The organism is uncultured Campylobacter sp., from assembly GCF_937997595.1.
Lineage (GTDB): Bacteria > Campylobacterota > Campylobacteria > Campylobacterales > Campylobacteraceae > Campylobacter_B.
On record NZ_CALKTS010000284.1, the window covers coordinates 1 to 10,175 of the forward strand.

Annotated in this window: 14 protein-coding genes, 3 tRNA genes and 2 pseudogenes; 5 read left to right on the plus strand and 14 right to left on the minus strand. The window is 40.2% G+C overall.

Annotation, left to right across the window (positions count from 1 at the left end; all coding sequences use genetic code 11):
* Window positions 1-309 precede the first annotated feature (309 nt).
* Window positions 310-1,074 (plus strand): GNAT family N-acetyltransferase, encoded by a 765-nt coding sequence (locus Q0614_RS09475; protein ID WP_298788300.1) that lies wholly within the window; start codon window positions 310-312, stop codon window positions 1,072-1,074.
* Between the two features lie 15 nt (window positions 1,075-1,089).
* Window positions 1,090-1,956: a hypothetical protein gene (locus tag Q0614_RS09480; protein ID WP_298788302.1), complete on the plus strand. Its 867-nt coding sequence runs from the start codon at window positions 1,090-1,092 to the stop codon at window positions 1,954-1,956.
* A gap of 259 nt (window positions 1,957-2,215) precedes the next feature.
* On the opposite strand, the gene Q0614_RS09485 is transcribed toward Q0614_RS09480, so the two are convergent.
* The 11 genes from Q0614_RS09485 to Q0614_RS09535 form a co-directional block, all read right to left on the minus strand.
* Window positions 2,216-2,431 (minus strand): hypothetical protein, encoded by a 216-nt coding sequence (locus Q0614_RS09485; protein ID WP_298788304.1) that lies wholly within the window; start codon window positions 2,429-2,431, stop codon window positions 2,216-2,218.
* Between the two features lie 206 nt (window positions 2,432-2,637).
* Window positions 2,638-2,967 (minus strand): hypothetical protein, encoded by a 330-nt coding sequence (locus Q0614_RS09490; RefSeq protein ID WP_298788306.1) that lies wholly within the window; start codon window positions 2,965-2,967, stop codon window positions 2,638-2,640.
* Between the two features lie 49 nt (window positions 2,968-3,016).
* Window positions 3,017-3,628 (minus strand): hypothetical protein, encoded by a 612-nt coding sequence (locus Q0614_RS09495; RefSeq protein WP_298788307.1) that lies wholly within the window; start codon window positions 3,626-3,628, stop codon window positions 3,017-3,019.
* Between the two features lie 32 nt (window positions 3,629-3,660).
* Window positions 3,661-3,999, minus strand: coding sequence for a hypothetical protein (locus Q0614_RS09500; RefSeq protein WP_298788309.1), 339 nt, complete (start codon window positions 3,997-3,999; stop codon window positions 3,661-3,663).
* Window positions 3,992-4,471, minus strand: coding sequence for an Imm41 family immunity protein (locus Q0614_RS09505; protein ID WP_298788311.1), 480 nt, complete (start codon window positions 4,469-4,471; stop codon window positions 3,992-3,994). Before Q0614_RS09505 ends, Q0614_RS09500 begins: the two co-directional genes overlap by 8 nt.
* A gap of 4 nt (window positions 4,472-4,475) precedes the next feature.
* A complete protein-coding gene (locus Q0614_RS09510) occupies window positions 4,476-4,862 on the minus strand; it encodes an Imm41 family immunity protein (protein WP_298788313.1) in 387 nt (128 codons plus the stop codon).
* A 73-nt stretch (window positions 4,863-4,935) separates the two neighbouring features.
* Window positions 4,936-5,271, minus strand: a complete 336-nt coding sequence (locus tag Q0614_RS09515) for a hypothetical protein (RefSeq protein ID WP_298052997.1) — start codon at window positions 5,269-5,271, stop codon at window positions 4,936-4,938.
* A gap of 8 nt (window positions 5,272-5,279) precedes the next feature.
* Entirely contained in the window at window positions 5,280-5,741 is a 462-nt protein-coding gene (locus Q0614_RS09520) for a hypothetical protein (protein WP_298788315.1), read from the minus strand.
* A 78-nt stretch (window positions 5,742-5,819) separates the two neighbouring features.
* Window positions 5,820-5,895 (minus strand) — tRNA-Lys (locus Q0614_RS09525).
* Window positions 5,896-5,906: 11 nt separating this feature from the next.
* Window positions 5,907-5,983 (minus strand) — tRNA-Asp (locus tag Q0614_RS09530).
* Window positions 5,984-6,043: 60 nt separating this feature from the next.
* Window positions 6,044-6,119, minus strand: a tRNA-Val gene (locus Q0614_RS09535).
* Window positions 6,120-6,247: 128 nt separating this feature from the next.
* Between Q0614_RS09535 and Q0614_RS09540 the strand changes: the two genes are divergently transcribed.
* From Q0614_RS09540 to Q0614_RS09550, 3 genes and pseudogenes are all read left to right on the plus strand, one after another.
* Window positions 6,248-6,835, plus strand: coding sequence for a transglycosylase SLT domain-containing protein (locus Q0614_RS09540; protein ID WP_297881650.1), 588 nt, complete (start codon window positions 6,248-6,250; stop codon window positions 6,833-6,835).
* Window positions 6,836-6,886: 51 nt separating this feature from the next.
* Window positions 6,887-7,309, plus strand: a pseudogene (locus Q0614_RS09545) (3-deoxy-8-phosphooctulonate synthase); the annotation flags it as partial.
* Window positions 7,310-7,681: 372 nt separating this feature from the next.
* A pseudogene (locus Q0614_RS09550) lies at window positions 7,682-8,050 on the plus strand (3-deoxy-8-phosphooctulonate synthase); the annotation flags it as partial.
* Window positions 8,051-8,101: 51 nt separating this feature from the next.
* Here Q0614_RS09550 and Q0614_RS09555 read toward each other — a convergent pair.
* From Q0614_RS09555 to Q0614_RS09565, 3 genes are read right to left on the minus strand one after another with little or no spacing between them, the layout of a single operon-like run.
* Window positions 8,102-8,515: a 4-fold beta flower protein gene (locus tag Q0614_RS09555; protein ID WP_298788317.1), complete on the minus strand. Its 414-nt coding sequence runs from the start codon at window positions 8,513-8,515 to the stop codon at window positions 8,102-8,104.
* A gap of 10 nt (window positions 8,516-8,525) precedes the next feature.
* Window positions 8,526-9,209, minus strand: a complete 684-nt coding sequence (locus Q0614_RS09560) for a hypothetical protein (RefSeq protein WP_298788318.1) — start codon at window positions 9,207-9,209, stop codon at window positions 8,526-8,528.
* A 3-nt stretch (window positions 9,210-9,212) separates the two neighbouring features.
* Entirely contained in the window at window positions 9,213-9,911 is a 699-nt protein-coding gene (locus Q0614_RS09565; RefSeq protein ID WP_297943743.1) for a DarT ssDNA thymidine ADP-ribosyltransferase family protein, read from the minus strand.
* Between the last annotated feature and the right edge of the window lie 264 nt (window positions 9,912-10,175).

Consider the following 10,175-nt stretch of genomic DNA (forward strand, 5'->3'; position numbering starts at 1 on the left):
CAACGCCAAAGACCGCGCGGAGCTTGATGAGATCATCGCGCAAGATCCGTTCTTTCAAAACGGCGTCGCAAAATACGAGATCATAGAATTTGCGCCGACGAAATTTGCGCCCGAGTTTTGGAGGCTTTTCGGCGAATAGATGGCGCGGGTTAAATTTTAAAATTTACGCGCTTAAACACGTCTCTGAAATTTAGCCGTTTTGTGCGCGAGATAAAATTCCCGCTAAATTTAAAAGCCGGTCGCGGCGGCAAATTTAGACAAGTTTAAAACCGAAATTATGCAAAAACGGCTAAATTTAAAGGAGATCGGGTGCTGATAAAACTGCGGCTCGCAACGCCGCAAGATGCGGACTCGCTGCTTGAAATTTACGCGCCCTACGTAAAACAAACGGCGATCAGCTTCGAATACGACGTGCCCAGCGCCACGGAATTTGCGGGGCGAATCGAGCAGACACTGCAAAGATACCCCTATCTACTCGCTTACGTAAGCGATGAGGCGGCATGTGCAGACGACGAATGGAATGAAAATTTTAAAATTTCTGCGAGCGCGGCGAGCGCAGGGAGCGAAATTTCGCCCGCAGACGAGGCGCGAGATTGCACAAGCGCCGCGACGAAACAAAATAGCGCAAATTTAATCGCCTCGGTAAAACAAAGCGGCGTAAATTTAAAATCGGGCCAAATCCTCGGCTACGCCTACGCTTCGGCTTTCAAAGAGCGAGCGGCATATGATTGGTCGACGGAAAGCTCGGTTTACGTGTCGCAAAACATGCGCGCTCTGGGTATCGGCAGGCTACTCTACGAGGCGCTACAACGCGCACTCAAGGCTCAAAACATCGTAGATATGAACGCTTGCGGGGATGACGAATATCTAAACGACGCTAGCGTGCGATTTCACGAGCGTATGGGTTTTCGCTTCGTCGGCAGATTCGAGCGCTGCGCCTATAAATTCGGCCGCTGGTACGATATGGCGTGGATGCAAAAGCCCATCGGCGAGCATCTGCAAAACCAGCCTCCGATGAAGCCTTTCGCACGCTTTAGAGATGAAATTTGCGCGAGCGCGGGCATTGAAATTTAATTTAAAGGAAAAACTTTGACGCACTTTATCATAGACGACGAAAATATCGACGTCGATAATATCTTCGACGTCGTAAATCTCAAAGAGGGCGATGAGCTAAATATCGTCTCCAACACCGCCAAAAAGATCGGCGCCTTGACCCTTGCGCGCCTATCAAAGATGGGCGTTAGCATAGGCGAGGTCTTTACGATCGGCAAGCAAAGAAAGGATTTCGCCGATAAGATCATCGTATTTTTGATGGGCAAGCTCTGCGGGCAGGAGGGCAAGATCGGCATCGTCAGCAACGACAAATTTTACGACGACGTGATAGAATTTTTTAACGATCTAAACTACCGCAAAAATCCGAAATTTGAAAAGATCAGCCTAGCCTCGCAAGCCGCAGGAGCAGGCACAAAGCAAGGCAAAACAAGCGACACGGCGGAGAAAAAAGCCCAAAAAGCGGAGCCGAAAACTGCAAAGCAAGAGCCAAAGGCCAAAAAGCAAGGAGCAAAAGCCGCGAAGCAGGAGTCGAAGGCTGCACAACAGGAACAAAAGGCTGCAAATTCTAAAATCGCCAAAGCGGACATTGCCGCGGCGGAGGCGCTGATACCCCAGTGCGTGAGCCTGCAAGCCCTTTACGGCGCGTGCGTCGCGAAACTCGGCAGAGCCAAAGGCTGCGAGGCCTACCGCGAGATCAAGGACGGCGCGCGAGCAAGGTACGCAAGCATCGCCTATGATAGCGACCTAAAAGACGGCGCCGTAAGGCGAAACGCGATCAAGCTCTACCGCGAAAGCGGTGGCGATATGGCGGAATTTCACAACAAGCTAACGAGCGAATACAAACACGCGGGTCCTGAAATTTACAAGGAATTTAAAGAAAAACTCGTCGGAAAGATGATCTAGGCGCTTCGGTGCAAGGGTTTGAGGCGAGCGATAGTATGCGTCGCGACGTAGCAGCTAGCGCGGCCCGGCGGCGTAGATGTGTCGTTACGGCGTGCAGTATGATGCAGCGCAACTAGACGCGACCAAAATGAAAATATTCGTTTGCGCGGAGTCGGTTTTATTTTCGCTGTATACAACCAAGCAAAGCCCAGGCACTTAGGCATAGTAGCATAGTAAAGATATATACGACAAATTTCATTCTGCTAAGTCCAATATGGATTTAATCATAGTCGAAGTCTTCCAAATCATACCCGAAGGTATACAAAGTCTTTAAGGCTAGCTCTCTAACCTCTACCCAAGGTTTATTGTGATAGACCAAATATTCACATACACCTTCTAGTAGGCTTTGATCTTTAAAGTATCTATCTATGAGCTCCAAAAGCTCTCTTAGCGCATCTCTCTCGTATGGCAGGAAACAAAATTCAAATTGCTCCAATAAAGCGTTCTTGCATTCGGTATATAAGAGTTCCGCCATTTCCGACGGATCTTCATATTTATTGATTGTGGGATGAACGATATATTTGTCCTGATATTCCAAAGAAGCCATTCGACTTAGATGACACATAAGAGCACCTTTCTCAAATATCTCTTTTCCGTTAATTTGCATTTGGGTTTCCTTTTATTTCTCATTGATATAGCTAACTAAAGTTGCCTGAAAATGCTATTGTCGATATCGCTTACATTATAACCCATAAAATTTAAAAAATCTTTCGCTTCTTTACGTAGTTCTTCCCAAAGAGGCGTTTTATATATATCTTCATTGGGAAGACTTTTTATCTTGTCTCTCATTGCTTCACATCGCTTTAATTCATCTTGCGTAAATTCTTCCTTAAATGATTGCGCCTCTATGCAGGCACTACTTAGGTCCTCTAACAATTCTTCCGGCGATGTATATACATCGGCATCTGCATCGGCATTATCAATATACTTGGTTTGAAATTCAATTGACGCTAAAGCAAAAAGTGATTGCAAAAGTGCTTTTCTTCCTCTCGCTATTTTATTCTCCTAAATTTTATTACTTTTATATTCCATACCACCTTGTCACTTTCCCTTTTTCGTCGATATCGACCTCTATGTGTTCGTATTTGTTGCAGAGGCTAGGAATCAAAATTTCATCATAATATTTTTTACCGCATTCCGTGATAAACATATACATATTGTAATGGCACCACCGGTCCGGCTCTTCCCAAAAGGCGCTGTCTGCGTGAGTATAGTTTTTTAGATATTCGTATGAGCGTGCTATAAATTTATCTAAGTTATAAAAGAAATTTTCTCTTAAAATTTTCCATTCTTCAAATTTTTTCATATTTAAATTTATATTGGTGCTAGTTTTATATTTTATGTCGGTATCTATGAAATTATTTAGATAAAACTGCCCAAATAACATTATTAAAATATCTTTTACATTCTCATCGCATAAGCTAAGATTATGAATTAATGTGCTAGCGATAGAATCGGTCTCATAGACTTCGGTGCTTTTCATTAGGCTAAACGCCTCAAGCTCATAAAAATCCGGTGGTCTTTTCCCACTCACGGCTTGAAAATCTTTAAAAATCTTAAACCTAAAATCTTCCGCTTCGCTAAAGAAATAAACGTATGGGCTTAAATTTAGATTGAGCGCTTTTATTCTCATTTTATACCGTCCAAACTACTGTTTTTCGCATTTTAGTATTGTTTTGCATAATAAGCTCTTCCTTGCTGCGTTTCGGTCGCACAAAAGTATTTGCTATTTACGCCGACCGGCTCATAACTTTTATCATCTCTTAAAATATTTAAAATTTTAGACTTATCACATATCTCTTTTGTTTCTGTATCATAACCCCAATTTGAACTAAACAATCTTATATACCCTTGCTCGTATAAGGACAATAAAATTTCTTTCGCTACTTTAAGCGAATTGGCAACGTTAATAGAATTTAATTCCCAAACGATCTCCCATAAAGAGATATAATCGCTATCCTCGACTATTACCAATAAAATAGTTAAAAATGTCTTTTTATTCATTTAAAATCGCATTTCCTTTTAATGGAATTTTAACTACCGCACCGTCTTTGCTATTTTTAGCACAAGACTCCAGCGTACAATTTTCATAGAAAAATTTGATTTTATAAAAATTTTCATCCCCTGACGCAACCGCCAATAATAAGCTTTTTATACGGCGAAATCTATCGAAAATATTCGGCTTTGTATCTTCTTGATATTTATACGTTTTAAAACATTCGCTTTTTGCGTCTATATCTACGTCGCGCCAACTTCCGTTTAGAAATATATCATTAGAGATAGAAATAATGCCTTGCATTATTTCTGGGTCCAACTCTTTGTTTTTATAATGCCGCAAAATCTTTTTTAAATCGGTTTCTAATTTCCAATATTCATCATCGGACCATAGATTATTATCCAAAATCATACCTATAAAGGAATTTGCATCATATCTATCATCAAATGCGGTATTTCTATAAAAATTTACAAGATTCATTGCATCAATCCTTTGGAGCATACCAAAAACCGCTATTGCTAAGCTTTTCTTTGAATACGATGCTGTTGCACAGAACCTTTAATCTTTCAAATCTATCATATATGCTAGGCACTACGCCGTCGCTGTTTTTTGCACACAGCATATTGCTTACATAAATTTCTGATTTGTCCTCCACGCCGATAACATCATTAAATACCCCTAGTATTGCGACGAAAATTTCTCTTGGAAGCGTTTTGTTATGATAAAAACTCAAAATCTGCATTAAAGCTTTATCTAACTCCCAATAGTCGCAATCCGACCAAGTTTTTTGATAGATAAATTTTCCGACAAACGAATTGATGCTAAATTTATCAGAATTCGTTGAATTTTGGTATAAAAACTCTAAGTCCATTAATCACCGTCCTTTTTCATTTATTCATTAAATTTAGCCATCTTTATGGCGAATTTGCGTTTATAAAAATCTATTATTTTCTATTTGATAGCTCTTTAGATAGAATTTCTGAATCAGGATACAATTTTTTCAAAAATTCTATCTCTTCTTGATCTAGCTCATCTAAAACCTCTTCTGTCGGTCTTTCGCTTAAAATTTTTCCATAAACCAAACTCAATCGCTTATATGCGCGCGGGTTACCATTCTTTTCAAATTGCCTTATTATAGCAATTCTGCACTCTTTTGTTATTTCGGTATCGCCCATAAAAAGATCTTTTATATCGCAAGAGGCGCTTTGCTCTTTATATAGATAAAATATCCACGCAAATAATATTATAACGGCGGCAATAAAGTAAATCTTATTTTTCATGAAAGCTCTTATTCTTTCGGCTTTCTATCCGCGTAATATAGATGTATGACTTCATCCATATTAATATCTTTTTCCTTTCCGATCCGCTCGGTACATAATGTGAAATTTCCCTCTTTCAAAACGCACTTTTTTAACAAACCAACTATAAAGTCGTTATTCGTGCATAGATCTAAATTTCCAGAATGAAATTTTTTAATAAAATTTAGCTCTTCTTTGTCTAATTCTTGCTGCGCCTTTTGATCTATACAATATCTATCTAAAAAATAAAATTCATAAAAATAGAAAAGTCGCCTATGCGCCCCGCTGTTGCCATTATTAGCCCGTCGTATCAATTTTAATCTGCATTTTTGCTCCATATGATTGTAGTCTCGCCTCAACATATCGTTAATATCACAAGGCGAAAAACTTAGCACCGAAAGAACAATATAAATACAAAGAAATATACTAATTATGATGAGAAAAAATTTCATTTTATATCCTTACTTATTTTTGGTTTTTTAGATACAACCGATCAATCATAGAATTTGCGATTTAATTAGTAATAAAAGTGGTGTCCTGCGTTGGATTCGAACCAACGACCCCCTCATTAAAAGTGAGATGCTCTACCTACTGAGCTAGCAAGACATCGTAAGAAGTGGCGCGACGAATGGGGCTCGAACCCACGACCTCCGCCGTGACAGGGCGGCATTCTAACCAGCTGAACTACCGTCGCACCAAAAATCACACTCGCAGCGCAAGTGCTAAAGAAGTATGAAATCCAAGGATTTCAAAATGGTGGTCGCTGTAGGGATCGAACCTGCGACATCCACCTTGTAAGGGTGGCGCTCTACCAGCTGAGCTAAGCGACCGTTTGGGTTTAAAAAAGAAATGTGATTATATATCTAATACGATTAATTTTCACTTAAACAATAATGAAAAGACTGAAATTGTGCTATACTTGCGACATAAAATTTTATCAAAGGCTCGGTAAATTTAGATGAAAAAGTTGGTTTTCGCCCTGTTTTTGGCGCTTCAAGCCCCCGCTTACTCGCCGAACGAGATCGTAAACGCCATCGCCGCAGTAGCGCAAAACGAAGGGGTAAAGCCTGAAATTTTATACACCATCGTCAAAATCGAAAGCGACTTCGAGCCCTACACGATCTCCTTTTTGACAAACAAAGCAAACGCCGATTATTTCGCGGGCCTGCGCAATCAAAATATCCGCATCAAAACGAGCAACTACAGCCTAAATTCCAGCAAATGGGTCGTTACGATCATACCAGCAAACGAAATTTACGCCGTGCAGATCGCCAAGTATCTGTACGAGGACGGCTTTAGCATCGACGTGGGACTCGGGCAGCTAAACGCCGTAAATTTTAGCCAAAATGAGATCGATTATATATTCAACCCGATGTACAACCTCACCAAATGTGCTAAAATCCTGCGCAAATGCTGGAACGCCAAAAATAAAAATATAAAAGACACAATCGAGTGCTACAACTACGGCATGCGCAAGCGCTACTCAAACCCTTACTACAAACGCTTTTACGAGCATTACGAGAAATTTTTCGGCAAGCCCTATTAAGAGTTAGTAAAATTTCGCTAAAATCGCGCAAATTTTAAAAAAGGATATTTCATGATACTGATCGCAGGACCCTGCGTGATCGAAAGCCGCGAGCTAATAATGAAAGTCGCGGAAAGTTTACGCAAATTTAACGAAATGAGTGGGGTGGAATTTTACTTCAAAAGCAGCTTCGATAAAGCCAACCGCACCAGCATCTCAAGCTTCCGCGGTCCGGGGCTTGAGCGCGGCTGCGAAATTTTAGCCGAGGTAAAGGAAAAATTCGGCTATAAAATTTTAACCGACATCCACGAAAGCTACCAGGCAAAGCCCGTCGCGCGCGTCGCCGACGTGCTGCAAATACCCGCGTTTTTGTGCCGCCAAACCGACCTACTCGTCGCCGCAGCCAGCACGCAAGCGGTAGTAAATATCAAAAAAGGCCAGTTTTTATCGCCGCAGGCGATGAAACACAGCGTCGAAAAGGTGCTGCAAACCCGCAGCGCACGGGCTTATACTCCGCAAAGCGGCGCGGCATCTAGCGATACAAAGGCCGCTCAAAACAGCGCCTGCTCTAGCGATACCGAAATTTACAGCGCGCAAAGCGGCGCCCGAAGCAGTACAGATAGCGGATCTTCGGTGCTAGGCGCGCAAAATTCTTGCAGCACCCGTCAGGACGCACAAAATTTTATTCATACTTGCGGCGCTGGAAGCGGTGCCGAAAGTACCGCTAAAGGTACGGCGACGCCTTGTGCCTCACAAAGCGATAACAAAAGCGAAACGCAAAGCACCTTGCAACCAAACTTCTCTCATACTTGCAACGCGCAAGACGGCTCGATAAGTGCCGCACAAAACGCGCCGCAACCAAGCGGCGAAGGGATGCACGATCTGGCGCGCCGCTACGGCGTTTGGCTCACCGAGCGCGGCAGTACATTCGGCTACGGAAATTTGATCGTCGATATGCGCTCGCTGCCGATTATGCGCGAGTTTGCGCCGGTCATTTTCGACGCGACGCACAGCGTGCAGATGCCTAGTATCGGCACTACGAGCGGCGGCGACTCGCGCTTCGTGCCGTACCTTGCGCGAGCGGCGGCGGCCGTGGGCGTGGACGGTTTTTTTTACGAAACGCACCCAGATCCCGCTCATGCGCTTTCAGACGGGCCGAATATGCTAAATCTACAGCAGCTAGAGCGCATCGTAGCGCAGACGCTCGCGATTCAAAAAGCGCTCGGATTTGGTTAAGACCTATTAAAATTCATCCAAGAAAAAAATAGGATAAAATTCTTAATATTTTTATCTGCCCAAGCTTAAGTATAATTCTGCAGATATATTACCAAAATTACGTTTTTTGTACGGTCTATATATTGGCATTTCTTTTAAACTTTTAAGCGGCTCAAGACTTTTGAGACTCTTCAGGGGCTTTAGCGGTGCTAGCCCACCATATGCTTCTTTAACGCAAGCAAAGGGATAGCCGTCTATATTATACATGATGCTACCTTCAAACCAACCTAAATATTTACCGTTAAACCCATAAATATTAAAATTATTATCTAAATAAGCAAGAGGGTCACCTTCCCATGAGTAAATAGTAAGTTCTCTATCAGTATCTATATAGACAGCCCATTCTCCACTACTATCTAAAAAATCAACTTCTTTAGAATAAATACATACCACAATACAAAATATTAGCGTAAGTATTTTTTTCATATTTTCTCCTTTAAAATAGACTTTTCATTTTAAAATTTTTACAGTAAAAATCAAAAAATGTATCCTTATCTGCAAAAATTTCTTTAAAAATTCCGTTTCGGCTTAATCCTACAAAGAGCGCGGCAGTACGAGATTGAGCGGAAAATGACTTTTTAGGATTAAATTCTATATCGCTGAAATAATCATATTTTAAAACTTTATCCGCTAAATTTGGATTTTGTTTTAGAGCGCTTAGATATAAAAAATCATAAAAATACGTTTTTGGCTCGGTACTAAAACGTTCACCGAAAAGCTCAAATCCACAAAAATTTCCGCTATTTTTTAACGGCGAATATTTTTTAGGATGAACTTTAGCACTAAAAATAATCTCTTCAAACGGACCGCCTCGCTCAAAAAATTTTGAGCCTTGAAAAAACCGTTCAACGCTAGCTTCTATGAAATTTTTATCTTCATCTTTCAAGCGAAGCTTTAGATTAAAAGCGCTTAATGCTTTGCCGAGAGGATTTGGCGATGCCTTACTGATTTCTAGAATTTTTTCGCTTTTAAGCTCGGCTCTAGCGTTGCTTAAAAGGCTATCTATTGATTTTATCTTTTGAGATAACGCAAAGCCGCTAAAGAATTCAAATTTTATATCTACGCTTTTTACAAAAGGACTTTTATCTATCGCATAAAAAATCGGTCTAATAGCCTGCATTTTCTAATTCCTAACTAGCGGTATTATTTCACTTATAAATTTTAGCGGAATCTTTTCGTAAATCATAACTTCAGCTTGTGAAATTTTGTATAAACTATTTTGAGCCTCACTGTGCGGTGGAAATTCTTGTATAGAATAAAGCCTATCGAAATCTAAATAGTTTTTGATGACACTATATTTTTCGATATGTGCCGCATTAGCCGTTGCATTTTGATCACTCATAATAAAAGCATGATAGAATAGTACGAACGGAGAGATCAAAATTATTGCAAAATCATCGCTTGGATGTTTTTCGATAAAAGTACGAAGCATGTAATTGTTGCTTATAATAGATAGGTGCACGTAATCTCCTAAATTCCGCCTATTATCTAGTTCTTTAGATAGATTATTAGTTAACAAATTCGGTTTTATATCGCCACTTTCTAAATGGCTTATGCTGAAAACTCCAGCCATTTTTATAATGGAGCTTAAATTTGAAAGTTTTGTTAAATGGATAAAATCGTAATATTTGCTCTTGCCTGTAAAATTATCATTAATGAAAGCTAGGGCTTCTTGATAGTTTTCGTCTTTGGTTAAATTAAACTTCGGCTCCGGTTTGAAATCCGCAATATCACCGACTTGAGGAATATTTGGGTAATGAAAATTCTTGCAGCGAGAAAATTTCTTTATATTCGCAATAGCGGCGTCTAGACTGGAATACATAACAAATCCTTAAAATTAAATTTAAGGTAAATGATACTCTCTCTTAAATTTTGACTTAAAATTATGATGGTTTTTTAATATAAATTTATAAGCAATTTACTTAATATATAGAATTTTTGCTGCATAGGTTAGTAATTTTTTACTCATCACACATATCGAAATTTAACCGCAAGGATATCAAACCGCTATTCTGCGCTTTATTTTGTATCTTTATCTAAAATTTTGTTTTTGTCGCTATAATGCGGCTTCTTGACCTTTTCGTCT

Bases quoted from the DNA above. Each gene is read 5' to 3' on its own strand.
- Q0614_RS09540 (WP_297881650.1), top strand. From the start codon at position 6,248: ATGAAAAAGTTGGTTTTCGCCCTGTTTTTGGCGCTTCAAGCCCCCGCT.
- Q0614_RS09555 (WP_298788317.1), bottom strand. From the start codon at position 8,515: ATGAAAAAAATACTTACGCTAATATTTTGTATTGTGGTATGTATTTAT.
- Q0614_RS09560 (WP_298788318.1), bottom strand. From the start codon at position 9,209: ATGCAGGCTATTAGACCGATTTTTTATGCGATAGATAAAAGTCCTTTT.
- Q0614_RS09500 (WP_298788309.1), bottom strand. From the start codon at position 3,999: ATGAATAAAAAGACATTTTTAACTATTTTATTGGTAATAGTCGAGGAT.
- Q0614_RS09565 (WP_297943743.1), bottom strand. From the start codon at position 9,911: ATGTATTCCAGTCTAGACGCCGCTATTGCGAATATAAAGAAATTTTCT.
- Q0614_RS09505 (WP_298788311.1), bottom strand. From the start codon at position 4,471: ATGAATCTTGTAAATTTTTATAGAAATACCGCATTTGATGATAGATAT.
- Q0614_RS09515 (WP_298052997.1), bottom strand. From the start codon at position 5,271: ATGAAAAATAAGATTTACTTTATTGCCGCCGTTATAATATTATTTGCG.
- Q0614_RS09520 (WP_298788315.1), bottom strand. From the start codon at position 5,741: ATGAAATTTTTTCTCATCATAATTAGTATATTTCTTTGTATTTATATT.
- Q0614_RS09495 (WP_298788307.1), bottom strand. From the start codon at position 3,628: ATGAGAATAAAAGCGCTCAATCTAAATTTAAGCCCATACGTTTATTTC.
- Q0614_RS09510 (WP_298788313.1), bottom strand. From the start codon at position 4,862: ATGGACTTAGAGTTTTTATACCAAAATTCAACGAATTCTGATAAATTT.